Genomic DNA, 23,946 nt, shown 5'->3' with positions numbered 1-23,946 from the left:
CATGCCGACGCCGACCCGCCCCACCCCCCGTCCGGAGCAGCACGGACCGGACGTGCCCGGCCTGCGGGTGGTCCGCGACGACCTCCTGCAGCCCGCCGACCCCCCACCGGGCCGACGCCTCGACGAGGTCGAGGGCCTGGTGATGTCGCCCCTGCGCCCCACGACCCGGGTCCCGGCGCTCGTCGTCGGGGTCGTCGCGGTCCTGGTCGGCGCGCTCACCTGGCTGACCGGGCTCCACCCGGGCGCGGCCGTCGCCCTGGGGGCGGCGACCCACCTCCTGGGGGTGTATGCGGCATACCGCGTCCTGGGAGGGCACCGGGTCGCCGTCGACCACGTGATGGGTGCCCTCGTCCACCTGGCCTTCGCCCTGGCGCTGCTGCCGCTGCTGTCCATCCTGTGGACGGTGCTCACCCTGGGCGCCGGCCGCGGGTTCGACCTGCAGTTCCTGTGGCAGACGATGAACGGCGTCACCGGGGTGCACGACCAGGCCTACGCCGAGGGTCGGGCCGACTTCGTCGGAGGAGCCTTCCACGCGGTCGTCGGCACGCTCGTCGTCACCGGCCTGGCGACCCTCATCTCCGTGCCCATCGGCCTGTTCACCGCGATCTACCTCGTCGAGTACGGCGGCGGCAACCGGCTGTCGAGCGCGATCCGCTTCTTCGTGGACGTGATGACCGGGATCCCCTCGATCGTGGCCGGCCTGTTCGCCTTCGCGTTGTTCGCCCAGATCTTCGGGCTGCGGGACGCGAAGATGGGCCTGGCGGGCGCCGTGGCGCTCTCGGTGCTGATGATCCCCACCGTCGTGCGCAACAGCGAGGAGATGCTGCGCATCGTGCCCCGCGAGCTGCGCGAGGCCAGCCTGGCGCTGGGGGTGCCCCAGTGGCGCACGATCACCAAGGTCGTGCTGCCCACCGCCGCCTCCGGCCTGGCGTCGGGCATCACCCTGGCCATCGCCCGCGTCATCGGGGAGACCGCACCGCTCCTCGTCGCGATCGGCTACGCGCGAGCGCTCAACTGGAACCCGCTCGAGGGCCCGATGAACACCCTGGCGGTCTACGCCTTCTTCATGTTCACCAAGCCGCTGAGCCCGGCCGTGCGCGAGCCCAGCCTGGAGCGGGCGTGGGCCGCCGCGCTGCTGCTGGTGCTCGTGGTGGTGGCCCTCAACCTGCTCGCCCGGCTCATCGCCACCCTGTTCGCGCCCCGGAACGGCCGCTGACCCGTCAGCACCGCTGACCTACGTCGGAAGAGAGAACCTTCGTGTCCAAGCGCATCGACGTCAACGACCTCGACATCTACTACGGGGACTTCCACGCCGTCAAGGACGTGACGATGACCATCGAGCCACGCTCGGTGACCGCCTTCATCGGCCCGTCCGGCTGCGGGAAGTCGACCTTCCTGCGCACCCTCAACCGGATGCACGAGGTCATCCCCGGTGCCCGGGTGGACGGGGAGGTCCTCATCGACGGGCAGAACCTGTACGCCAAGGGGGTCGACCCGGTGGACGTGCGCCGGCAGGTCGGCATGGTGTTCCAGCGGCCGAACCCCTTCCCCACGATGTCCATCAAGGAGAACGTCCTGGCCGGGCTGCGGTTGAACTCCCGGCGGATGTCGGGCCGGGCGGCGGACGAGCTCGCCGAGGGGGCCCTGCGCGGCGCCAACCTGTGGAACGAGGTCAAGGACCGCCTCGACAAGCCCGGCGCCGGTCTGTCCGGCGGCCAGCAGCAGCGGCTGTGCATCGCCCGGGCCATCGCCATCCAGCCCGAGGTCATCCTCATGGACGAGCCCTGCTCGGCCCTGGACCCGATCTCGACCCTGGCCATCGAGGACCTCATCAGCGACCTGAAGACCGACTACACGGTCGTCATCGTGACCCACAACATGCAGCAGGCGGCGCGGGTCTCGGACAAGACCGGTTTCTTCAACCTCAAGGCCACCGGGCAGCCCGGCGAGCTCGTCGAGTACGACAGCACGCAGACGATCTTCAACAACCCCAGCAAGAAGGCGACCGAGGACTACATCTCGGGCCGCTTCGGCTGACGGGTCCTCCCGCAGGGTGGATACTGGCGCGAACGGCCGGAACGGTCGGACGGCGCGAGCGGGAGGCGACGGATGAGGCACGGCGGCACACGGCATACCCCGGTGGTGCTCCCCCTGGTCCTGGGTGCCCTCGTGCTGCTCACGGGGTGCGACGGGTCCTCGGACGGGGCGGGAGCGACCTCGGCGGCGCCCCCCACGGCGCAGGACCGGCTCGCCCAGGCGCGGGACGCCCTCGCCGGGGCGGGGAGCGTGCAGCTGGGGCTGACCGGCACCGACCTGCCCGAGGACGAGCCCAGCTACGTCGTCTCGGCCCAGGGCGCCGGGACGACCGAGCCGCCCGCCTTCGACGGCACCATCACCGTGCGGATGTCCGGCGTGCAGGCCGAGGTGCCCACGATCGCCACCGACGGTGAGCTGTGGGTCCAGCTGCCGTTCGCCCCGAGCTACGTGCTCAGCGACCCCGAGGAGCTCGGAGTGCCGGACCCGGCGACGCTCCTGGACCCGGGGACGGGCCTGGCCGGGCTGCTCGAGCAGACCGAGGACCCGGCGCTGGGGGAGCGGACCCGGGCCGGGGAGGAGCTCCTGCAGCTCGTGGAGGGGACGCTGCCGGGCGAGGAGGTGGTCGGCCTGCTGGGCGCCGGTGACGAGGAGGGCGTCTTCGACGTCGTCTACGGGCTGGTCGAGGAGTCGTGGGAGCTGCGCACGGTCGAGATCAGCGGACCGTTCTACCCCCCGGCCACCTCGACCTACGCCCTCACGCTCGACGGCTACGGCGAGCCGGTCACCGTCACCAGGCCCTGAGGTGGAGCTCGGTCGACGGGCGGCCGGCGACCACCCCTCCCGGGGGCCCGACCGGCAGGCCCGCCTGCTGCTGGGCGTCGCGGCCGCCGCGGTGGCGCTCGCGGCGGCCGACACCTACGTCGTCGTCCTGGCGCTGACCGACATGATGGCCGGTGTCGGGGTGGGGATCGAGTCGTTGCAGCGGGGGACGCCGATCATCTCGGGTTTCCTCCTCGGCTACGTCGCCGTGCTGCCCCTCATCGGCCGGCTCTCCGACCTGGTCGACCGCCGGCGGATCCTGCTGTGGTGCCTCGTCGTGCTCGTCGTGGGCTCGGCCGTGACCGCCGTCTCCGTCGAGCTGCCCGTGATGGTGGGTGGACGGTTCCTGCAGGGGCTGGGCGGAGGTGGTCTGGTGCCGGCTACCCTGGCCCTCGTGGCCGACCTGTGGCCGCCCGGCCGCCGGGGGGTGCCGCTCGGCGTCGTCGGCGGCGTCCAGGAGCTGGGGGCGGTGCTCGGTCCGCTGCTGGGTGCGCTCGTGCTCGTGGTCGCCGACTGGCGGGCGATCTTCTGGCTCAACGTCGTCCTGGGCACGGTGTGCCTCGTCGGGGTGTGGCGGCTCGGTCCGCCCGGCCGGAGCCGTCCTGCCGACGGACGCCGTCTCCGGCGCGCCGTCGTCGGCCTGCTGACCCTGGTCGCCGCCGTGCTGTCCGCGCTGGCGCTGTGGGCTCCGGAGGCCCTGACGAGCTCGGTCGCCCTGGGCGGCCCGTTCGTGCCCTTCGACCCCGCCTCGGGCTCGCGGGTGCTCACGCCCGTCGGGGCGTCGGCGGCCACCGCCTGGGTGGTGCTGGGCGCCCTCACCGCCCGCCGGTGGCTCCCGCTGCTGCTGCGGGCCGACCTGCCTGGGGCAGCGCTCGTGGCGGTCGCCCTCGGGTCGCTCGTGCTGACCTTCTCCACCGCCGACCCCGGCAGCGAGGTCCTCGGCCCGTGGGGCCGGTGGCTGCTCCCGGTCGGGGCGCTGGCCGTCGCCGGGTCCGTGCTGCGGCAGCGCACCGCCGCGTCCCCGCTGGTCCCCCGCGGCGTGGTGCGGCGCCGGGTCTGGCCCGCGCTGCTGTCCAGCCTGCTCGTCGGGGCCGCGATCGTCGCGGTCGTCGTCGACGTGCCGCTCCTGTCCCGCCTGACCCAGGGCACCGACGAGACGGACGCCGCGCTGGTGCTCGTGCGCTTCCTTGTCGCGGTACCGGTGGGGGCGGTCCTGGGCGGCTGGCTGCTGCGGCGCGTCGGCCCCGCGGTCGTGGCCGCCCCGGCGCTGGCCCTGGCTGCCGTCTCGGTGCTGGCGATGGCCCGGTGGGACCGGGGGAGCCTGGAGGACGTGGTGGCCACGACGCTGCCGCTCGTGGGGGCCGGCCTGGGCGTGGGCCTGGCGATCGCCCCCGTCAACGACGCCGCGCTGGCGGACGCCCGGGCCGACGGACACGGGACCGTCAGCTCCCTCGTTGTCGTCGCCCGGATGGTGGGGATGGTGCTCGGCCTGGCGCTCCTCACCACCTGGGGGCTGCGCCGCTTCCACCAGGAGGTGGCCGGGCTGAGCGACCCGAGCGACGCCGACGCGCTGCTCGACGCCGCCGTCGTGCAGGTCCAGACCGTCCTCACCGGTGCCGGGCTGGCCGCGGCGCTGGGTGCCGTGGTCGCCCTCACCCTGGGGATGCGGCCCGTCGGGGACGCCGGAGAGGACGGTCCGGCCGCTCCGGAGTCCGCGCCCCCCGCGTCGCACGGATCCCCAGGGTCCGCGCCGCCGCTCCGCGGGGGCCGGGAGCACGGCATACCATCGAGACCATGAGTCAGCCCCTCCACCTCGTCGGCGACCCCGAGGCCGACCGGATCCTCACCGAGCACCCGTTCGCCCTGCTCACCGGGATGCTGCTGGACCAGCAGATCCCCATGGAGGTGGCCTTCGACGGACCACGCAAGATCGCCGAGCGGCTGGGCTCGGTCGACCCGGCCACGATCGCGTCCACCGACCCGGAGGAGTTCGTCGCCCTGTGCTCGACCCCGCCGGCCGTCCACCGCTTCCCCCGGTCGATGGGGCAGCGGGTGCACGACCTGGCCGCCGCGGTGGTGCGGGACCACGACGGGGACGCGGAGGCGATCTGGACGCGTGGCGACCCTCACGGCCGGGAGGTCCTGCGGCGGCTGAAGGCGCTGCCCGGCTTCGGCGACCAGAAGGCGCGGATCTTCCTGGCCCTGCTCGGCAAGCAGCGCGGCCTGACCGCCGAGGGCTGGCGCGAGGCGGCGGGGGACTACGGGCGCGAGGGCGTGCACATGTCGATCGCCGACGTCACCGACGAGGGGTCCCTGCAGAAGGTGCGCTCCTGGAAGAAGGAGAAGAAGGCGGCCGCCCGGGCCGGGCGCGGGTGACGGGCCCCCGCCCGGGCCCCGCCGAGCCCCTGCCCGACCGCTCCGGCACCCGCGGCGGCATCTGGGCGGTGCCGGGCATGCTCGCCCTGGCCGTCGTCGCCTTCACCGGGTTCTCCGGGTATGCGGTGCTCCTCCCCGTGGCGCCGCTGTGGGTGGTCGAGGCCGGCTCGGACAGCGCCGGTGCGGGGCTGGTCAACTTCGTGCTCCTGGGGTCCACCGTGGCCACCCAGTTCGCCGTGCCCGGGGCGATCGGCCGGTGGGGGTGGGGCAAGGTCCTCGGTGGCGGGCTGCTGCTGATGGGGCTGCCCTCGGTGCTGCACCTGCTCAGCGGCGACCTGCTCGTCACGCTGCTGCTCTCCGCCGTGCGCGGCGCCGGCTTCGGCGTGCTGACGGTGGCGGGCAGCGCGGCGGCCGTGCTCCTCGTGGACGGCGCCCGCCGGGGCGCGGCGGTCGGGGCCTACTCGCTCTCGTTGTCGGTGCCCAACGTGCTGCTCATGCCCCTGGGCGGCTGGGTGTCCCAGGCGGTGGGCTTCGCGCCGGCCTTCTGGATCGGGGCGCTGCCGCTGGCCGGGGTGCCGGCCGCCGTCGTCCTGGCCCGGCACCTGCCGGACCGCTCGACGCACGACCCGCGCCACCCCGAGGTGACCGGTGCTCCCGCCGGGGCGAGGACCTACCTGGCCCTGCTGCCGCCGACGTTCGTGCTGCTTGCGGTGACGCTGGCCGGCGGGGCCATCATCACCTTCGCCCCGCAGCTGGTCGCCGTGCCGTGGCTGGGCGCGCTGGGGCTGTTCGCCATGGGGCTGGCGACCTCGGTCACCCGGTGGCGGATCGGCGGCCTCAGCGACCGGGTGCCGATCGACCGGCTGGTGTGGCCCTTCGTGCTCCTGGCGGCTGCCTCGCTGGCCGGCGTCGCCCTGCTGGTGCGCGAGCCGGTCCAGGCCGCCCAGGTGCTGCCCTGGGTGGTGGCCACCGGCCTGGTGGGGGTCAGCTACGGGGCGCTGCAGAACCTCACCATGCTGCAGGCCTTCGCCGCCGCCGGCCCGCGCCGGGTGGGTGCGGCCAGCGCCGTGTGGAACGCCGGCTTCGACACCGGGACGGCCAGCGGCGCACTCCTGGTGGGGTGGGTCGCCGTCGGGGCCGGCTTCGGCACCGGGATGGGGCTCACCGCGGCCATCTGTCTGCTGACGCTGCCGCTGGCGCTGCTGGGCACCCGCCGACGCTGACCCTCACGCGTCGGTCAGGTCGTGCTCACTGTCGACCTTCCGCGACGCGGTCCGGGCCGGTGCTCGCTGCGCTGCGCTCCGTGTCCTCACGCGTCTGTCAGGTCGTGCTCTCCGTCGACCTTCCGCGACGCGGTCCGGGCCGGTGCTCGCTGCGCTGCGCTCCGTGTCCTCACGCGTCTGTCAGGTCGACGACCACCGGGGCGTGGTCGCTGGCGCCCTTGCCCTTGCGCTCCTCGCGGTCGATGAACGCCCCGTCCACCCGGGCGGACAGGGCCGGGGACGCGAGGCAGAAGTCGATCCGCATCCCGCGGCGCTTGGGGAAGGCCAGCTGGGTGTAGTCCCAGTAGGTGTAGGTGCCCGGTCCGGGGGCGTGGGGCCGGACGACGTCCGTGTAGCCGGCGTCCACGACGGCGGAGAAGGCGGCCCGCTCCGCCGCCGAGGTGTGGGTGCGGCCCAGGTAGTGCTCGACGGACCACACGTCCTCGTCCGTCGGGGCGATGTTCCAGTCCCCCGTGAGGGCGATCTGGGCCCCCGGCTCCTCGGCGAGCCAGGCCTCGCCCGCCTCGCGCAGGGCGGCCAGCCAGTCCAGCTTGTAGAGCAGGTGGGGGTCGTCCAGGCTGCGACCGTTGGGCACGTAGAGGGACCACACCCGGACCCCGCCGGCCACCGCGGAGATCGCCCGGGCCTCGGTGGTCGCCTCCTGGCCCTCGCCCCAGGTCGGCATGCCCTCGAACCCGACCTGGACGTCCTCCAGGCCCACCCGGGAGACGACGGCCACGCCGTTCCACTGGTGGTACCCGACGTGCGCGACCTCGTAGCCGGCGGCCTCGAACGGCAGGTGGGGGAACTGCTCGTCCTTGCACTTGGTCTCCTGCAGGGCGAGCACGTCGACGTCGTGACGCTCCAGGAAAGCCACCGCCCGGTCGACGCGGGAGCGGATCGAGTTGCAGTTCCAGGTTGCGATACGCACGGGGCCACCCTAGTCGGCGGGGCGGCGCCCACCGGCGGCCCACCGGCGGCCCACCGACGGCCTACGGAACCTCGAGGATCCGCCGCAGCGACCGCCGGTAGCCGGCGGCCACGGCCGGGACGGCCAGCCGGGCCAGGGGCCGTGGCACCCCGGCGGCGCCCACCTCCTGGCGCCACCGCACGCGCGTGCGGCCGGCCCCGTCCGGGGTGAGCCGGGCCTCGATCCGCCCGCGCACGACACGGCCCACCTTGACGACGACGGCCCGGTGCGGCGGGTCCCACTCCCGGACCTCCATGACGTCGTCGAAGCCCACGGGACCCACGGCCGTCCGGGCGACGAAGGTCGAGCCCGGTCGCGGTGGCGGCCCCTGCACCGCGGTGAGCGGGACGGCCCGGGTGTGGCGGTCCAGGTCCCACAACCGCGTCCAGACCTCCTCCGGGGAGCCGGGGACGAGCAGGTCGAGCTCGAAGAAGGGGCGGGCCACGGGTGGAGCCTAGCGGGGAGGGACGGGCCGGGGGGTGCCTGACGTGCGGGGAGGGACGGGCCGGGGGGTGCCTGACGTGCGGGGAGGGACGGGCCGGGGGGTGCCTGACGTGCGGAGAGGGACGGGACGCGGCGTGCCCTCGCCTACGCTGTCGCCCATGGGAACCGCACTGGTGACGGGAGCCTCGTCCGGGCTGGGGCTGGAGTTCGCACGGCAGCTGGCAGGGCGGGGCCACGACCTGGTGCTCGTGGCCCGGGACAGGGGCCGCCTGGAGACGGCCGCCGAGGAGCTGGCCTCCGCCCACGGAGTCGGGATCGAGGTGCTCGTCGCCGACCTGGCGGACCGGGAGCAGCTGCACGGGGTGGCCGCCCGGGTGGCCGATCCGGACCGGCCGGTCGACCTGCTGGTCAACAACGCCGGCTTCGGCTCGCGCCGAGGTTTCGTCCGTGGGGACCTGGCCGAGGAGGAGCGGGCCCTGGACGTCATGGTCCGCGCGGTCATGGTCCTGTCGCACGCCGCGGGCGGGGCGATGCGCAGCCGCGGCCACGGAGCCGTGCTCAACGTCTCCTCGGTGGCCTCGTTCGCGGTGATGGGTCACTACTCGGCCATCAAGTCCTACGTGACCGTCCTCTCCGAGGCGCTCGCCACCGAGCTGGCGCCCCACGGGGTCACGGTGACCGCACTGTGCCCGGGGTTCGTGCACACCGAGTTCCACCAGCGCGCGGAGATGAACATGTCCCGGTTGCCCGACGCCCTGTGGCTCCAGGCCCCGGACGTGGTGCGCACCGCGCTGGAGGACGTGGCGAGGGGTCGGGTCGTCTCGGTGCCGTCCCTGACCTACCAGGCGATCGTGGGGGTGCTCCGGGTGGCTCCGCGCGGTCTGACCCGGAGGGCGGCCGGTGCGCTCGCGGCCCGGCGCCGCACCAGCGGTGGCGCGACGGGTGGCACGACGGAGGGCCCGGCGGGGTGACCCGCGGGGGCCGGGCGCTGGCCGGCCTGCTGGCGCTCGTCCTGCCCGCCGGCGGCGCCCTCGTCTGGCAGGAGGCCCACCGTCAGGTGCCGCTGCACCAGGAGGGCGTGGTCCGCGACGTCCGTGGCGCCCTCGTCGCCGTCCCCACCGGGGCGACCGGCCCGGGCGGACCGACCCACCTCGCGCTGACCGGTCCCCCCGAGGACCGCTGGCTCGAGGTGTCGCTCCTGGCGGCGCGGGCGGCCCGGGACCAGGTCCGGAGCGCGGGTGGCTGGCAGCCGTCCCCCGACCATCCGCACGGGGCGATGGCGCGCGCGGCGCTGCGGGATCTGCATACCCTCACCGGCCCGGAGGGCACCACCCCCGGGGCCGTCCTCGCCGGAGCCTCCCCGGCCTGGCGGTTCGTCTGGCCGCGCGACGCCTCCTTCGTCGCCGCAGCCCTGGCCCGCACCGGCCACGAGGAGGACGCGCTGGAGGTGCTCCTGCACCTGCAGGACCTCCAGGCGCCGGACGGGTCGTTCCAGGCGCGCTACCGGCCGGACGGCTCGGGCGAGGTCCCCGACGGCAGGCTCCCCCAGGAGGACGGGCCCGGCTGGGCGCTGTGGGCCGTCCGCGTGCTCGCGGAGGAGGCCGGGGAGGACCCGGGCGGCGACCCCTCGGTCCTGCTCGCCGACCTGGTCACCCGGTCCGCGGCCCGGCTGCTGGACCGGGTCGACCCGCGGACCGGGCTGCCCCGTCCCTCGCCCGACTACTGGGAGCGTCCCGAGGAGCGGCTCACCCTCGGGGTGGCCGCGACCGCGCTCATGGGACTGGAGGCGGCCGCGGCCCTCGCGGAGGACGGGCGGGTGCCGCCGGAGGCCTGGGCGGCGGCGCGGGTCGACCCGCAGGCGCTCGGGCCGGCGGCTGCGGAGCTGCGGGCCCGGATCGTCGAGGCGTTCGGCCCGCACTACCCGCGGCACGTCGGTGGTCGTCCGGACGCGGCCGTGACCTTCCTCCTCCCACCGTTCGTCGAGGAGCCGGTGGCCGGCGCCGAGACGGCTCGGCAGCGGGCGCAGCGGCAGCAGGCCCGTCCGGCGGGAGGTATGGCGCCGGGGGCGGGGTGGCGCCGGGACGGGATCTCCTGGACCCCTCAGACCGCCTTGCAGGCGCTCGCCGCCCGGGGCGCGGGTCGGCACGAGGAGGCCGACCGGTGGCTGGACTGGCTGGACCGGCACCGGACGGCGACGGGCGCCCTGCCGGAGAAGGTGCTGCACGACGGCTCACCGGCCGCCGTCGCCCCCCTGGCGTGGACCGCGGCGCTGGTCCTGCTGGCCGTCGAGCGTCGGTAGGGTGCGGGCATGACGCCCCGTGACCGCCTGCTGCAGCTCGTGTCCGACCTGGCCGTGGTGCACGGCCGGGTGACCCTGTCCTCGGGCCGGGAGGCCGACTACTACGTGGACCTGCGCCGCGTCACCCTGCACGGGGAGGCCGCACCCCTGGTCGGCGAGGTCATGCTCGACCTGGTCGAGGACCTGGAGCTGGACGCCGTCGGCGGGCTGACCATGGGTGCGGACCCGGTGGCCACCGCGATGCTGCACGCCGGCGCGGCCCGCGGGCGGCGGCTGGACGCCTTCGTCGTGCGCAAGAGCGAGAAGGCCCACGGCCTGCAGCAGCGCATCGAGGGTCCCTCGGTGCGCGGCCGGCGGGTGCTGGTCGTGGAGGACACGTCCACCACCGGCGGGTCCCCCCTCGCGGCGGTCGAGGCCTGCCGCCAGGCCGGGGCCGAGGTCGTGGCCGTCGCCGTCATCGTCGACCGGGCGAGCGGGGCGCGGGAGCGGCTGGAGCAGGAGGGGCTGGACTACCGCGCCGCGTTCGGCCTCGAGGACCTGGGACTGTCCACTCCCTGACGGGGGCCCCGCCGTTCCGGACGGGGACGGAGGGCCCCGCCCCGGACAGGGCGGCACCCCAGGACGCGAGCGGGCCCCTGCACCTTCCCCGGGTGCAGGGGCCCGCTCGCGTGCGCGTCCGGGACGGGTCAGACGCCGGGGACCCGGCCGTACCAGACGTCGTGGTCCCACATCTTGTGGTAGATCACACCGGTGGAGGGGTTCATCGCCTCGTAGATCATGCCGTTCCCGGCGTAGATGCCCACGTGGTAGAAGTTGTTGTAGAAGACCAGGTCACCGGGCTGGGGGTCGGTGACCGGGGTGACGACGGTGCGCTGGTCGCGGACCGTCCGCGGGATGCTGATGCCGTTCTGCTTGTAGACCCACCAGGTGTAGGACGAGCAGTCGAAGGCGTTCGGGGGCGTGCCGTAGAGCACGTAGGGGTAGCCCACGTAGTCCGCCGCGGTGTCCATCAGCGCCGACCGGATCGGGGTCGACGGCGCGGGGGCGGGGGCGGGGGCCGGGGTCGAGGCCGACGGCGCGGTGGACGTCAGGATGGTCCCGCTGATGAAGCGACCGTTGCCCAGGTCGAGCCAGCCGTTGGTCCAGCTGCCGCGGACCTCGGTGCCCTGGCGCATGGTGGTCACCACCGAGTAGTTCAGGCCGGGGCCGGAGCGGACGTTGCCGATCGCCGCGGTGACGTACTGGGTGACGGTCTCGGCGGGGGCCGGGGCCGGGGCCGGTGCGCCACCGGGGTCCCGGTCGGTGAGGACCGACGGGGCCATGTACTGGGTGCTGCTCATCCGGAGCCAGCCGTTGGAGGCCAGCGTCCCCGTGACCTCGGCACCCTGGGTGCGGGCACCCACGATGGAGTAGGACGTGGACGGGCCCGAGCGGACGTTGGCCGCGGGCACGCTCACCCAGCGGGTCACCTGGGTGGAGCTCACCGGCTCCGCCGGGGCCGAGGGGCCCTGCGCCGTGAGGATCGTGCCGCTGACGAACCGGCCGTTGCCCAGGTTGAGCCAGCCGTTGGTCCAGCTGCCGCGGACCTCGGCGCCCTGGCGCATGGTGGCGACGACCGGGTAGCCCAGGCCGGGGCCGGAGCGGACGTTGCCGATCGCGGCGGCCATGTACATCGTCACCGAGGAGGAGGACGAGGTCGTGGGGGTGGGGTCGGTGCTGGTGAGGACCGAGGGGTGCATGTACTGCGTGCTGCTGATGCGCAACCACCCGTTGGACGTCAGGGTGCCGCTCACGGCGTTCCCCAGGGTCTTGGTGGTGACGACCCCGTTGCTGAGGCTCGGACCGGAGCGGACGTTGGCCACCGGCACGCTGACCCAGCGGGCGACGGTGGCGGGGTCGTCGGTCGAGGGGGTCAGCGGGACCGTGGGGAGCGGGGTGGTCGGCAGCGCCGGGGGCAGCGGGGTCCGCGGCACCTGGGGCGCAGGCGCGGCCTGTGCGGTGGGGGCCAGGGCCACGACCGGGGCGGTCGCAGCGGTGACAGCGATCAGCGTGCGGGACAGGCTGCGCGTGCGCGTCGTCATAGAGCTATCCATCTAGGTCGGGGGACAAGGACCAGTCGGGGGGCAACAACCGCTCGAGGGGGCGAGCACGAGCAGTGAACAACCGTTCCCCAGCGTGGGTCAACCTGTGCTGACCTGCGCGAGTATGGTTTTCCTGGGAACCACAAGCATGTAACTTTGTGATGTTGGTCACAACCGAAGGGGTGAAGCCGCAGGTCAGCCCGAATATCACACCGGTGTGACTCCGGCGGACTGCGAATTCCCGCCCGTCACAGGCGTTTCGAGGGTCGCAGCGGACACGGTGCGCGTGTGACCAGGGCGAACGCTGGGGGTGCTGGGGGCGCAGCCGTGCATCGGCTCCCCGCGGTCGCCCCGCTCCTCGCTGTCCTCGCTCTCGAGGTCGCGCCGCGACGCGCAGAGGCCCCGCCGACCGGGTCGACGGGGCCTCGAGCGTCGGAGGGTCAGCGGCGTCGGCGGTCCCAGTGCGCGAAGCCGGCGTTCCGGGCGGCCTCCTCGCTCTCGAACCAGACCTCGGCCCGGACGGCGTCGTAGCTGGGCGAGTCGGTGGTGTGGAAGAGCATCGAGCCCACGTTGCCCTTGACCTCCCAGCCCGCGGGGCCGGTCCCGTCGTCCAGGGGGTCCGCCGACCCGGGGCCGTACACCGACTCCGCGAACACCGGTGACGCCTCGGGCGTGGCACCGGCGTCGACCGTGGTCGCGTCCTCGTCGCCCGCCACGGCCGTGCGCCCCTCGTCGGCGTGGACCACGTCGGTGCCGTCGGCACTGGTCAGGGTGCTGTCGTCCTCCGTACGGCGGTCCTCGACGGTGTCCCTGACGACCCCGGCGTCCGTGTCCTCGCCCGTCTCGTACCCGGCTCCCCGGGCTCCGGCCGCGGTCGCCCCGGTCGTCGTCTCGGGGGTCTGGTCCTGGGAGAAGGCCCGGTCCTGGGAGGTCTGGTCCTGCGAGACGTCACGGTCCTCGTCGGAGGCCCGCAGCACCTCGTCCGCCGTCAGCGGCTCGTCGTGGCCCGCGGAGGTGGTGACGCCGTCCGGCTGCTCCTGGTCGGTCGTCGCCAGCGGCTCCTGGCGGGCTCCGTCGGACACCTCCTCGTCGCTCAACGGCCGGGCCGCGGTGGCGCCGTACCCGGCCGCGGCGGACGTCCCCGTGTCCCCGGCGTGCTCGACGTCCCCGGCGTGCTCAAGGTCCCTGGCGTGCTCAAGGTCCCTGGCGTGCTCAGCGTCCCGGGCGTGCTCGGCATCCCCGCTGTCCGCAGCGGCGTCCTCATCGGTGTTCCGGGCGGCCGCCCCGGCCGCTGCTCCACCGGCGGCCCCCAGGGCCCCGATCCTGGCGGCCTGGCTCAGCCGGTCGTCGTCCCCGCCCGCGCCGTCACCGGTGTCCGTGGCTGGGGCGTCGGCCGTCACGTCCGTCACGGCCGGCTCGTCGGCCGGGGTGGTGTCGGCGACCGCCGCGGGCCCGCCGTACCCCTCGGTCTCACCGGCCGTGAGCTCCTCGGTGGGGTGCTGGTCGACGAGGCTTCCCGTCGCGTCGGGCCCCTCGTCGTCGGGACGGTAGCTCTCTCCGGCGTAGGTCCCGGGCTCGCCGCCCTCGTAGGCCCCGGCAGCCGGCTGGTAGGGCTCGGCCGCGACGGCCTCGTCCACCGTGGCGTCCCGGTCCGCCGCGGCGTCCGGGCCGGTCGTCGCCCCGATGTCCTCGGCGTAGGTGAGGCTGTCGTCGGTGGCGACGTCGTCGACGGTGGAGCCGCCTCGGTCCTCGACCGCGGAGCCGTCCCGGTCGTCTGTCGTGGAGCCGTCCCGGTCGTCGGCCATCGTGTCGGCACCGGTCGCGGCGCTGGCCGGCGGCTCCTGGGAGGGCGCCTCGTGGACCACGGGCTCCTCGTCGACGGTCGTCGCGTCGGCACCGGCTGCACGGTCGTAGGTCGACGGCTCCGCCGGGGCCGCCGTCACGTCGTGGTCCCCGACGACGTCGCCCCCGACCACGGGGGCCGCACCGGCCTGCTCGTGACCGACGCCCCGGTCGTGGGCGACGGGGCGGTCCGCACCCTCGCGCAGGTCCGCACCCTCGCGCAGGTCTGCCTCCTGGTCGTACACGCCCCGCTCCGGTGCACCGGCCAGGCGCCCCTCCTCACGGCCCGACACGCGGTCGTGGTCGTGGTCGCTCCCCGCGACCGCGTCGTCCCCACCGTCGCGGTCGCGGTCGCGGTCCTTGCCGGGCGAGCGCAGCAGCACGATCACGGCGGCCGCGATGAGCAGCAGCAGCAGAGCGATCATGATCCACTTGGTGGTGTCGTTCATGTGGCGTTCCTCCCTGTGGCGACCGGGGACGGCCGCGTCCGAGGCACCCGCAGGAGTTGCGGCGCTGCGTCCACCGTAGTGCGAAGCCGCCGGTCGGGCGAGGGATGGAGGGTGCGGGGCGCGTCGTGCCCGCCGCGCCGACGACCGACCCCCCGTGGTGCGGATGGGACAATCGAGGCTCCCCGCCGACAGGAGACAGACGCACGTGAGCACGCAGACGGAGCTGACCGGGGTGGCCGGGTGGGCGGTCGACCTCATGGAACGGCTGGGCGGGCCGGGTGCGGGCCTGGTCATCGCCCTGGAGAACCTCTTCCCCCCGCTGCCGAGCGAGGTGATCCTGCCGCTCGCCGGCTTCACCGCGAGCCAGGGCACGTTCACCGTCGGCGGGGCGATCTTCTGGACGACCGCGGGGTCGGTGGTGGGGGCCCTGGCCATCTACACCCTCGGGGCGGTCTTCGGGCGCGACCGCTTCCGGGCGGTGTGGGCGCGGCTGCCGCTCGTCAACCTCGAGGACCTCGACCGCACCGAGGCCTGGTTCGGCCGGCACGGCACCAAGGCCGTCTTCTTCGGCAGGATGGTGCCGATCTTCCGCAGCCTCATCTCGGTGCCGGCCGGCATCGAACGGATGCCTCTGCCGGTCTTCCTGGCGCTGACGACCGCGGGCAGCCTGCTGTGGAACACCCTGTTCGTCGTGGCGGGCTTCCAGCTGGGGGAGAACTGGCACGTGGTCGAGGACTACGCCGGGGTCTTCCAGAAGGTGGTCCTCGCCGTCGTGGCCGTGGCGGTCGCCTGGTTCGTCGTCTCCCGGGTCCGCAGCCAGCAGGCCCGCCGGCCCTCGTGACCTCCGTGGACCGGCCCGGGGACCCGCCGCCCGCCCCCCGGGTCGGGGTCGGACCGTGGGAGGGCCCGTGGCCGACCGACGGGGCCGGCGGACTGCCCGCGCACCTGGATCCCGAGCTGCTGCGCGAGGGGGACCGGCGCAACGTCGTCGACACCTACCGCTACTGGCGGCACGAGGCGATCGTGGCGGCCCTGGACACCCGGCGGCACGGCTTCCACGTCGCGGTCGAGAACTGGGAGCACGACTTCAACATCGGCTCGGTGGTGAGGACCGCCAACGCCTTCAACGCGGCCGCGGTCCACATCGTGGGGCGTCGCCGCTGGAACCGCCGTGGCGCCATGGTCACCGACCGCTACCAGCACGAGCACCACCACCCCGACGTGGACCACCTGGCGGCGTGGGCGGCCGAGCGGGAGCTGCCGCTGCTCGGCGTCGACAACGTCCCGGGCTCGCTCCCCCTGGAGGGGTATACCGTGCCGCGCGACTGCATACTCCTCCTCGGTCAGGAGGGACCGGGGCTCTCGCCACCGGCCCTCGCGGCGTGCTCGCAGGTGCTGGCCATCACCCAGTACGGCTCGACCCGGTCGATGAACGCCGGGGCGGCCGCGGCGGTCGTCATGTACCACTGGGCCCTGCAGCACGCGGGCACGTCGTCGGCGGGGCCTCCGGCCTGAGACACTGGCGGGCATGCGCCGACGTCTCACCTCGACCCTCACCGCCACCGTCAGCTCGCCCGTCGAGGCCACCCTGGGGGTGGCGGTCGCCGACGGCGTGGACCGCGAGGAGGAACGCCTCGTCGTCACCCTCGACGGCAGCCAGGTCGACGTCGAGGAGGTCCTCGACCCCGCCACCGGGTCGCGGTGGCACGTGCTGCGCGACGTGGGTCCGGGGGACCTGCGGGTGGAGTATGCGGCGACCGTCGCCGACGGGGGGGTCGCCGGTCCGGTCACCCCGCTGGAGCGCATCCGCGGCGTGCGACCGAGCCGCTACGTCGACCTGGACCGCCTCGAGTCGGTCGCCCGGGCCGAGGTCGGCGCGGTGGTCGACGAGGAGGACGTGCTCCGCGTGGCGACCTGGGTCAACGAGCACCTCAGCTACGTCCTGGGCTCCTCGCGGGTGACCGACGGGGCCAGCGACACCTACCTGGCCCGGCGCGGCGTGTGCCGGGACTACGCGCACCTGACGATGGCCCTCCTGCGCGCCCGCGGGATCCCCGCCCGGCTGGTGGCCTGCTACGCCCCCGGCCTGTCGCCGATGGACTTCCACGCCGTCGTCGAGGCGGCCGTCGACGGCCGCTGGGTCGTGCTGGACCCCACCCGCCTGGCACCGCGCTCCTCGCTCGTGCGGATCAGCACCGGGACGGACGCGGCGGAGACGTCCTTCCTCACCGTGCACACCGGCGGGCTGTCCTTCGGCGGGCTCACCGTGACCGCGGTGGTCGAGGGCGAGGACCTGCCGACCGACGACCACGTCTCGACGGTCTCGGTCGGCTGATCCGGGCGCCGGTGCGGCCGACCTCCCGGTGCCGGCCGGTCCCTGCGGGCGGTCAGCGCAGGGCCGTCAGCTCCACCTCGACGAACATCGAGGAGCTGCGGGTGCCCGTGTAGATGCCCCGCAGCGGAGGGACGTCGCCGTACTCCCGGCCCCGGCCGATCTCCACGTGCCGCTCGCCGGGCTGGATGGCGTTCGTCGGGTCCATCCCGACCCACTCGCCGTCCCACCAGCGCACCCACGCGTGCGACTCGCCCGTGTAGGGCCGCCCCACCTCCGGCTCGCGGACCGGCAGCAGGTAGCCGCTGACGTAGCAGGCGGGGATCCCCACCGAGCGCAGGCAGCCGATCGTCAGGTTGGACATGTCCTGGCACACGCCGGAGCGGGTGGCCCACGCCTCCGCCGCCCGGGTGTGCACCCCGGTCGAGCCGGACACGTAGCTCATCTCCTCGTGGACCATGTCCACCACCTCGCGGGCGCAGGCCCCGGGGGTGGCGCTGCGGCCGGCGATCTCGGCCACCCGCTCGCGCAGGTCCTCCGGTGGCTGCACCGAGGGGGACTGGTGCAGGTACTCGCTGAGGTCGTCGAAGATCTGGGGGGAGCGGATGTCCTCCCAGCCCAGGCCGTGGCCGTCGACCCTGGGCCGCTGCACGTCCACGGTGGAGGAGGCCGCCACCATGAGCCGGGGGTGCGGTTCGTGCACCTCGAACTGGGTCACGGTCGTGCCCCAGTAGTCGGAGTACGTGTTCGTCCAGGCCACGGGGGTGATGTCGACCTTGGTGTGCAGCACCTGCTGGTGCAGGGTCTGCCGGGGGGTCATCCTCGCCTCGTTGAAGGAGTGGGAGGCTGTGCCGGCGTACTCGTAGCCGGTGCGGTGCACCACGCGCAGCAGCATCAGCGCACCCCCGCCCGCCAGACGGCCTGGCCGGCACCGTCGAAGTAGTGGGTGGACACGGCGTCGTTGATCTGGCTGCAGGTGCGCTGCAGCTGGCTCATCCGTTCGGGCAGGGTCAGCATCATCTCCTCCAGGGAGCCGTACTCGAGCTCGGCGCGGGCGCGTCCCAGCATCCGGTGGGCCTCCCCGGCCCGGCCGTGGACGGCGCCCAGGCCGGTCGCGGCCGGCAGCCCGGGGTCGGGCCGTCGTCCGCGTCGCGGCAGCGTCTCCAGGGACACGAGGGCCTCCTGGGCCTGCTCCAGGGCGGACAGCAGCGAGCGGGGAAAGAGCCGGTCCAGCAGGAGGAACTCGGCCGCCTGCTGGTCGGTGGCCGCCCCGCGGTAGGTGCGGATGAAGGCGTGGTGGGCCCCGCACGCGCGCAGGGTCTGGGTCCAGGCCGAGGGCGAGTCGGCGTTGTAAGCGGCCGACTCGATGATCCGGGAGGTCATGTCGACCCGCTCCATCGAGCGGCCCAGCATCATGTAGTGCCAGCCCTCGTCGTGGCTCATCGTGGAGTCCGCCAGGCCCACGACCACCGCGCACCGCTCACGCAGCAGCTGGCAGGCCCGGTGGGCGGGCAGGTGCTGCAGCCGGTTGCCGCGCATCATGTTCCAGGTGGTGTTGATGGCCTCCCACATCTCCAGCGAGACGGTCTCGCGGGAGCGGCGGGCGCTCTCCCGGGCTCCTTGGAAGGCGGCCACCATCGAGGTCGGCGAGGTCTCGTCCCAGCCGAGCATCCGCAGCACCGTCTGGTGGTCCGGGCTGGCCTCGTCGTCGATGCCCATGACGCGCAGGAGCACCAGGCTGGTCGTCTCCTCGTCGAGGACGGGGTCCTCCAGGAGGAGGGTGAGGTGCACGTCGAGCAGCCGCGAGGTGTCCTCGGCGCGCTCGAGGTAACGCCCGATCCAGTAGAGCGACTCCGCGATCCGGCTCAGCACGGCATACCTCCCTGGTGGTCCCGGGGCTGCTCGTGGCCCCGTCCGTCCTCGTCCTGCCCGACCTGCTGCTGCTGCTGCTGCTCCTGCTCGGCCGGCTCGGCCTCGGAGCGGGCCAGGGCGACCTGCGGGGCGGAGGAGACCTGCAGCTGGCGCTGCTGACGGGGTTCGACCCGGGTGCGCCGCCCGTCGCCGGAGAGCACCCAGGTGTCCTTGGACCCGCCGCCGCGGCTGGAGTTGACGATGAGCTCGCCCTCCCCGAGGGCCACCCGGGTCAGCCCGCCGGGCAGCACCCACACCTTCTCGCCGTCGTTGATCGCGAACGGTCGCAGGTCCACGTGCCGAGGACGCATCCCGTCGGGGACCATCGTGGCCACGGTGGACAGCTGCACCACCGGCTGGGCGATCCATCCGCGCGGGTCGGCGCTCACCCTGGCGCGCAGCGCGTCCAGCTCGGCCCGGTCGGCCTGCGGCCCGATGACGATGCCCTTGCCGCCGGAGCCGTCCACCGGCTTGAGCACGAGCTCGTCCAGGCGGTCCATGACCTCCTCGCGGTGGGCGGGCTCCTCCAGGCGCCAGGTGTCGACGTTGGGCAGCAGCGGCTCCTCGCCCAGGTAGTAGCGGATCAGCTCGGGGACGTAGCTGTACATCAGCTTGTCGTCGGCCACGCCGTTGCCCACCGCGTTGGCGATCGTCACGTTGCCCGCCCGGGCGGCGTTGAGCAGGCCGGGACAGCCCAGGACCGAGTCGTTGCGGAAGGCGACCGGGTCGAGGAAGTCGTCGTCGACCCTCCGGTAGATCACGTGCACCGGCTGCAGCCCCTGGGTGTCGCGCATCATCACCCGCCCACCCTGGACGACGAGGTCGCGACCCTCGACCAGGCGGCAGCCCATGAGCCGGGCCAGCAGGGTGTGCTCGAAGTAGGCGGAGTTGTAGGGCCCCGGGGTGAGGACGACGACCTCGGGGTCCTGGACGCCGCTGGGGGCGGCGGCCCGCAGGGCCCGCAGCAGCCGGGAGGGGTATGACGTGACCGGGCGGATCCGGTGGGTCCCCACCATCTCGGGGAGGGTGGAGGTCATCGCGGCCCGGTTGGTCAGCACGTAGGAGACGCCGCTGGGGATGCGGACGTTGTCCTCCAGCACGCGGAAGGTGCCCTCCGCGTCGCGGATGAGGTCGATGCCGGAGACGTGGACGCGCACGCCGTTGCCGGGCTGGATGCCGAAGGCGACCCGGTGGTAGTGCGAGCTGGTGGTCACCACGTGGCGGGGCAGGACGCGGTCGGTGACGATCTGCATGGCGCCGTAGATGTCCGCGAGGAAGTGCTCGAGGGCACGCACCCGCTGGGCGACGCCGGCCTCGACGTGGCCCCACGTGGCCGCGTCGATGATGCGGGGGACGATGTCGAGCGGGAAGGGCCGTTCCTCGCCCTCGTAGTCGAAGGTGACGCCCTGGTCGTGGTAGCTCGTGCTGACGTAGTCGGCCCGGGCGCGCACGTCGTCGTCGCCCAGGGCCGCGAACTGCTCGGCGACCTGCTCGTAGGTCTGACGGACGGCCCCGTCTGAGGCCACCGTCTCGTCGAACACCTCGGTCCGGGTCGGGTAGTCGGTGAAGGGGCCTGGCATGGGCACACCCTAGTGGTCGGCTCCGTCCTCACCCCGCAGGCGAAGCCCGCCGACCCTGTGGAAGAGTGGGAGGGAAAGCGCGCCGACGCCGTTCCACCAAGGAGGACCCATGCCGATCGCCACTCCCGAGGTCTATGCCGAGATGATCGACCGGGCCAAGGCGGGAAGCTTCGCCTACCCGGCCATCAACGTCAGCTCCAGCCAGACCCTCAACGCCGCCATCAAGGGCTTCGCCGACGCCGGCAGCGACGGCATCATCCAGGTCTCCACCGGCGGGGCGGAGTACTTCTCCGGCCAGGGCGTCAAGGAGATGGTGACCGGCGCGATGGCGTTCAGCGCCTTCGCCCACGAGGTCGCCAAGAAGTACGACGTCAACATCGCGCTGCACACCGACCACTGCCCCAAGGACAAGCTGGACGGCTTCGTGCGGCCGCTGCTGGCCGCCTCGATCGAGCGGGTCCAGCAGGGCGGGCTGCCCTACTTCCAGTCCCACATGTGGGACGGCTCGGCCGTGCCGCTGGAGGAGAACCTGCAGATCGCCGAGGAGCTCCTCGAGCTGTCCAAGCGGGCCCGGACCATCCTCGAGGTGGAGATCGGGGTCGTCGGCGGCGAGGAGGACGGGGTCGCCAACGAGATCAACGAGCAGCTCTACACCACCCCCGAGGACGCCGTCGCCACGATCCGGGCGCTCGGCGGCGCTGACAAGGCGCGCTACCTGACGGCCCTCACCTTCGGCAACGTGCACGGCGTCTACAAGCCCGGCAACGTCCGGCTGCGGCCCGAGATCCTCAAGGCCGCCCAGGAGGCCGCGGCCGCCGAGCTGGGGCAGGGGGCCGACGACCGGCCCTTCGACCTGGTCTTCCACGGCGGGTCCGGCTCCAGCGCGCAGGAGATCTCCGACGCGGTCGACTACGGCGTGGTCAAGATGAACATCGACACCGACACGCAGTACGCCTTCACCCGCTCGATCGCCGGCTACATGCTGCGCAACTACGAGGGTGTGCTCAAGGTCGACGGCGAGGTCGGCAACAAGAAGCAGTACGACCCGCGGGCCTGGGGCAAGGAGGCCGAGGCGGCCCTGTCCGCCCGGGTCGTGGAAGCCTGCGAGAACCTGCGCTCGGCCGGGACCCACCGGTGACGGCCGGGCCGGGCGAGGACCTGCTCGGCATCCCGCCGACCCGGCTGCCCGAGGACCCGGCGGCGACCGCCCTCGAGGAGCAGGACCCCCGCGCGGTCGCGACGGCATACCCCTCCTCCAGCCTGGCCTGGGCCGTGCTCGCCGAGCACGCCATGGCCACCGAGGACCCGGTGACCTCCTACGCCTTCGCCCGGACCGGGTACCACCGGGGCCTGGACTCCCTGCGTCGCGCCGGCTGGCGCGGGCAGGGGCCGGTCCCGTGGGAGCACGGACCGAACCAGGGGTTCCTGCGGGCGCTGGCCGCGCTCGCCAGGGCCGCCGGCGCGATCGGCGAGGAGGAGGAGCGGGTGCGCTGCACCGAGTTCCTCCGGGCGTCCTCGACCACGGGCGCGCGCGAGCTCGGGCTTTAGCCGGCGACCGGGCGCCGGCCTGCCGGTCGGTCCCCTCGGTCTGCCGGTCGGTCCCCGCGGTCGGCGCCGGGGCCCCTTGACCGCTCCGGCGCCGACCGCGCCCCCTGAGGGTCGGATGGTGCGCGTCCCCTGACGTCCTCACCCGACCACCGCCCATCCAACCAGACCCGGGCGGGTGGCGTCACGCCCCCCGATAGAGTGGGGCGTCCGGGAACGCAGCTGAGGAAAGGTCCGGTATGCCAGCGATCGTCCTGATCGGTGCCCAGTGGGGCGACGAGGGCAAGGGCAAGGCCACCGACCTGCTCGGCAGCAGCGTCGACTACGTGGTGAAGTTCAACGGGGGGAACAACGCCGGCCACACCGTCGTCATCGGCGACCAGAAGTACGCCCTGCACCTGCTGCCCAGCGGGATCCTCTCCCCGGGGTGCACCCCGGTCATCGCCAACGGCGTCGTCGTGGACCTGGGGGTCCTCGTCGAGGAGATCGACGCGCTCGAGGAGCGGGGGGTGGACACCGGCAAGCTGCTCCTGTCGGCGAACGCCCACGTCATCCCGCCGTACAACCGCGTCCTGGACCGGGTCACCGAGCGCTTCCTGGGCAGCCGGAAGATCGGCACCACCGGCCGGGGCATCGGACCCACCTACGCCGACAAGATGAACCGCGTCGGCATCCGGGTGCAGGACCTCTACGACGAGTCGATCCTGCGGCAGAAGATCGAGGCGGCGCTGGCCACGAAGAACCAGCTGCTCGTCAAGATCTACAACCGGCGCGCGGTCGAGGTCGAGGAGACGATGACCGAGCTGCTGCGCCACGCCGAGCGGCTGCGCCCGATGGTGGCCGACACCGCCCTGGTGCTCAACGAGGCGCTCGACCGCGGGGAGACGGTGCTCTTCGAGGCCGGCCAGGCGACCCTGCTCGACGTCGACCACGGCACCTACCCCTTCGTGACCTCCTCCAACGCCACCGCCGGCGGTGCCTGCACCGGCTCCGGCGTCGCCCCCACGCGGGTCGACCGCGTCGTGGGCATCTTCAAGGCCTACACGACCAGGGTCGGGGAGGGGCCCTTCCCCACCGAGCTGGAGGACGAGCACGGCCAGTTCCTGCGGGACGCGGGGCACGAGTACGGCACCACGACCGGTCGCCCGCGCCGCTGCGGCTGGGCCGACGTCGTCATCGGGCGCTACGCCCAGCGGATCAACGGCATCACCGACATGGTGGTCACCAAGCTCGACGTGCTCACCGGGCTGGACACCGTCCCGGTCTGCGTGGCCTACGACGTGCAGGGCGAGCGGTTCGACGAGATGCCGGTGAACCAGTCCGACTTCCACCACGCCCGTCCGGTGTACGAGGAGCTGCCGGGCTGGCAGGAGGACATCACCGGCTGCCGCACCTTCGAGGAGCTGCCCGCCAACGCCCGGGCCTACGTGCGTCGCCTCGAGGAGCTCATGGGCACCCGGATCTCGGTGGTCGGCGTCGGCCCGGGCCGTGACCAGTCCATCGTCCTGCACGACATGCTGGGGCGGGACTGAGCGGTGCCCGCGGTCGACGTCACCGTCGCCACGCACCTTGCCGTGCCTCGGGAACGGGTCGCCGCCTTCGCCGGCGACCCCGCCAACGCCCCGGCCTGGTACGCCAACATCCGGTCGGTCCGGCCGCACGGCGCCCCGGTCGTTGCGGTGGGGGCCCGCACCGACTTCGTCGCGCACTTCCTGGGGCGCGAGCTGGCCTACACCTACGAGATCCGTGAGCTGCTCCCCGGGCGGCGGCTGGTCATGAATACCGACGACGGGCCGTTCCCGATGGAGACCACCTACACCTGGTGGGACGAGGACGGCGGCACCGGCATGTCGCTGCGCAACCGGGGCCGGCCCCGGGGCGTGGCCTCGCTCGGCTCGGCCCTCCTGGCGGCCGCGGTGCGCCGTGCCACCGGCAAGGACCTGGCCCGTCTACGGGCACTGCTGGAGGAGCAGGACCGGGACCGTCCCTGAGGACAGCC

Annotated in this window: 23 protein-coding genes; 16 read left to right on the top strand and 7 right to left on the bottom strand. The window is 73.9% G+C overall.

Annotated elements, in window-relative coordinates; genetic code table 11:
* Position 1: 1 nt before the first annotated feature.
* The 6 genes from pstA (at position 2) to ACWHYA_RS03285 (ending at position 6,455) form a co-directional block, all read left to right on the top strand.
* Positions 2 to 1,216 (top strand): phosphate ABC transporter permease PstA, encoded by a 1,215-nt coding sequence (gene pstA / locus ACWHYA_RS03310; protein WP_425938936.1) that lies wholly within the window; start codon positions 2 to 4, stop codon positions 1,214 to 1,216.
* 41 nt (positions 1,217 to 1,257) lie between these two features.
* Entirely contained in the window at positions 1,258 to 2,037 is a 780-nt protein-coding gene (gene pstB / locus ACWHYA_RS03305) for a phosphate ABC transporter ATP-binding protein PstB (RefSeq protein ID WP_425938937.1), read from the top strand.
* 72 nt (positions 2,038 to 2,109) lie between these two features.
* Positions 2,110 to 2,838 carry an LppX_LprAFG lipoprotein gene (locus ACWHYA_RS03300; protein WP_425938939.1) on the top strand — a complete coding sequence of 243 codons (729 nt, stop codon included), beginning with the start codon at positions 2,110 to 2,112 and terminating at the stop codon, positions 2,836 to 2,838.
* A gap of 1 nt (position 2,839) precedes the next feature.
* Positions 2,840 to 4,654 carry an MFS transporter gene (locus ACWHYA_RS03295; RefSeq protein ID WP_425938941.1) on the top strand — a complete coding sequence of 605 codons (1,815 nt, stop codon included), beginning with the start codon at positions 2,840 to 2,842 and terminating at the stop codon, positions 4,652 to 4,654.
* Entirely contained in the window at positions 4,651 to 5,232 is a 582-nt protein-coding gene (locus tag ACWHYA_RS03290; RefSeq protein WP_425938942.1) for an HhH-GPD-type base excision DNA repair protein, read from the top strand. Before ACWHYA_RS03295 ends, ACWHYA_RS03290 begins: the two co-directional genes overlap by 4 nt.
* A complete protein-coding gene (locus ACWHYA_RS03285; RefSeq protein ID WP_425938944.1) occupies positions 5,229 to 6,455 on the top strand; it encodes an MFS transporter in 1,227 nt (408 codons plus the stop codon). The genes ACWHYA_RS03290 and ACWHYA_RS03285 overlap by 4 nt, the downstream gene beginning before the upstream one ends.
* A 169-nt stretch (positions 6,456 to 6,624) precedes the next feature.
* Here ACWHYA_RS03285 and ACWHYA_RS03280 read toward each other — a convergent pair whose 3' ends face one another.
* Both ACWHYA_RS03280 and ACWHYA_RS03275 read right to left on the bottom strand, forming a co-directional pair.
* Positions 6,625 to 7,425, bottom strand: a complete 801-nt coding sequence (locus ACWHYA_RS03280; protein WP_425938946.1) for an exodeoxyribonuclease III — start codon at positions 7,423 to 7,425, stop codon at positions 6,625 to 6,627.
* 61 nt (positions 7,426 to 7,486) lie between these two features.
* Positions 7,487 to 7,909, bottom strand: coding sequence for an SRPBCC family protein (locus ACWHYA_RS03275; RefSeq protein ID WP_425938948.1), 423 nt, complete (start codon positions 7,907 to 7,909; stop codon positions 7,487 to 7,489).
* Between the two features lie 157 nt (positions 7,910 to 8,066).
* On the opposite strand from ACWHYA_RS03275, the gene ACWHYA_RS03270 reads away from it, so the two are divergent.
* From ACWHYA_RS03270 to pyrE, 3 genes are read left to right on the top strand one after another with little or no spacing between them, the layout of a single operon-like run.
* Entirely contained in the window at positions 8,067 to 8,879 is an 813-nt protein-coding gene (locus tag ACWHYA_RS03270; RefSeq protein ID WP_425938950.1) for an SDR family NAD(P)-dependent oxidoreductase, read from the top strand.
* The gene (locus ACWHYA_RS03265; RefSeq protein ID WP_425938952.1) at positions 8,876 to 10,207 is read left to right on the top strand and encodes a glycoside hydrolase family 15; all 1,332 of its coding nucleotides are present in this window, start codon (positions 8,876 to 8,878) and stop codon (positions 10,205 to 10,207) included. Before ACWHYA_RS03270 ends, ACWHYA_RS03265 begins: the two co-directional genes overlap by 4 nt.
* A 9-nt stretch (positions 10,208 to 10,216) precedes the next feature.
* A complete protein-coding gene (gene pyrE, locus ACWHYA_RS03260; RefSeq protein WP_425938953.1) occupies positions 10,217 to 10,765 on the top strand; it encodes an orotate phosphoribosyltransferase in 549 nt (182 codons plus the stop codon).
* A 128-nt stretch (positions 10,766 to 10,893) separates the two neighbouring features.
* On the opposite strand, the gene ACWHYA_RS03255 is transcribed toward pyrE, so the two are convergent.
* Both ACWHYA_RS03255 and ACWHYA_RS03250 read right to left on the bottom strand, forming a co-directional pair.
* Complete coding sequence (locus ACWHYA_RS03255) at positions 10,894 to 12,288, bottom strand: C40 family peptidase (protein WP_425938955.1); 1,395 nt, start codon at positions 12,286 to 12,288, stop codon at positions 10,894 to 10,896.
* A gap of 440 nt (positions 12,289 to 12,728) precedes the next feature.
* Positions 12,729 to 14,579, bottom strand: a complete 1,851-nt coding sequence (locus ACWHYA_RS03250) for a sunset domain-containing protein (protein WP_425938957.1) — start codon at positions 14,577 to 14,579, stop codon at positions 12,729 to 12,731.
* A gap of 163 nt (positions 14,580 to 14,742) precedes the next feature.
* On the opposite strand from ACWHYA_RS03250, the gene ACWHYA_RS03245 reads away from it, so the two are divergent.
* Genes ACWHYA_RS03245 through ACWHYA_RS03235 form a run of 3 tightly spaced genes read left to right on the top strand, consistent with a single transcriptional unit; the run spans position 14,743 to position 16,914 of the window.
* A complete protein-coding gene (locus ACWHYA_RS03245; RefSeq protein ID WP_425938958.1) occupies positions 14,743 to 15,420 on the top strand; it encodes a DedA family protein in 678 nt (225 codons plus the stop codon).
* Entirely contained in the window at positions 15,417 to 16,094 is a 678-nt protein-coding gene (locus ACWHYA_RS03240) for a TrmH family RNA methyltransferase (protein ID WP_425938960.1), read from the top strand. Before ACWHYA_RS03245 ends, ACWHYA_RS03240 begins: the two co-directional genes overlap by 4 nt.
* 13 nt (positions 16,095 to 16,107) lie before the next feature.
* Positions 16,108 to 16,914 carry a transglutaminase-like domain-containing protein gene (locus tag ACWHYA_RS03235; protein WP_425938962.1) on the top strand — a complete coding sequence of 269 codons (807 nt, stop codon included), beginning with the start codon at positions 16,108 to 16,110 and terminating at the stop codon, positions 16,912 to 16,914.
* A 52-nt stretch (positions 16,915 to 16,966) separates the two neighbouring features.
* Here the strand turns inward: ACWHYA_RS03235 and ACWHYA_RS03230 are convergent, their stop codons facing one another.
* The 3 genes from ACWHYA_RS03230 to ACWHYA_RS03220 are packed head-to-tail and all read right to left on the bottom strand — an operon-like array spanning position 16,967 to position 20,402.
* The gene (locus tag ACWHYA_RS03230; RefSeq protein WP_425938964.1) at positions 16,967 to 17,806 is read right to left on the bottom strand and encodes a transglutaminase family protein; all 840 of its coding nucleotides are present in this window, start codon (positions 17,804 to 17,806) and stop codon (positions 16,967 to 16,969) included.
* Positions 17,806 to 18,783, bottom strand: coding sequence for an alpha-E domain-containing protein (locus ACWHYA_RS03225; RefSeq protein ID WP_425938966.1), 978 nt, complete (start codon positions 18,781 to 18,783; stop codon positions 17,806 to 17,808). The genes ACWHYA_RS03230 and ACWHYA_RS03225 overlap by 1 nt, the downstream gene beginning before the upstream one ends.
* Positions 18,777 to 20,402 carry a circularly permuted type 2 ATP-grasp protein gene (locus tag ACWHYA_RS03220; protein ID WP_425938968.1) on the bottom strand — a complete coding sequence of 542 codons (1,626 nt, stop codon included), beginning with the start codon at positions 20,400 to 20,402 and terminating at the stop codon, positions 18,777 to 18,779. Before ACWHYA_RS03220 ends, ACWHYA_RS03225 begins: the two co-directional genes overlap by 7 nt.
* 109 nt (positions 20,403 to 20,511) lie before the next feature.
* Between ACWHYA_RS03220 and fbaA the strand changes: the two genes are divergently transcribed.
* The 4 genes from fbaA (at position 20,512) to ACWHYA_RS03200 (ending at position 23,938) form a co-directional block, all read left to right on the top strand.
* Complete coding sequence (gene fbaA, locus ACWHYA_RS03215) at positions 20,512 to 21,540, top strand: class II fructose-bisphosphate aldolase (RefSeq protein ID WP_425938970.1); 1,029 nt, start codon at positions 20,512 to 20,514, stop codon at positions 21,538 to 21,540.
* The gene (locus ACWHYA_RS03210; RefSeq protein ID WP_425938972.1) at positions 21,537 to 21,950 is read left to right on the top strand and encodes a DUF3151 domain-containing protein; all 414 of its coding nucleotides are present in this window, start codon (positions 21,537 to 21,539) and stop codon (positions 21,948 to 21,950) included. Before fbaA ends, ACWHYA_RS03210 begins: the two co-directional genes overlap by 4 nt.
* A gap of 236 nt (positions 21,951 to 22,186) precedes the next feature.
* A complete protein-coding gene (locus ACWHYA_RS03205; protein WP_425938974.1) occupies positions 22,187 to 23,479 on the top strand; it encodes an adenylosuccinate synthase in 1,293 nt (430 codons plus the stop codon).
* A 3-nt stretch (positions 23,480 to 23,482) separates the two neighbouring features.
* A complete protein-coding gene (locus ACWHYA_RS03200; protein WP_425938976.1) occupies positions 23,483 to 23,938 on the top strand; it encodes an SRPBCC family protein in 456 nt (151 codons plus the stop codon).
* Positions 23,939 to 23,946 lie beyond the last annotated feature (8 nt).

It is taken from the genome of Ornithinimicrobium carbonis (assembly GCF_977012275.1).
The sequence above is the reverse complement of the archived record's forward strand: the minus strand, read 5'-3'. Positions and strand labels throughout refer to the sequence as shown.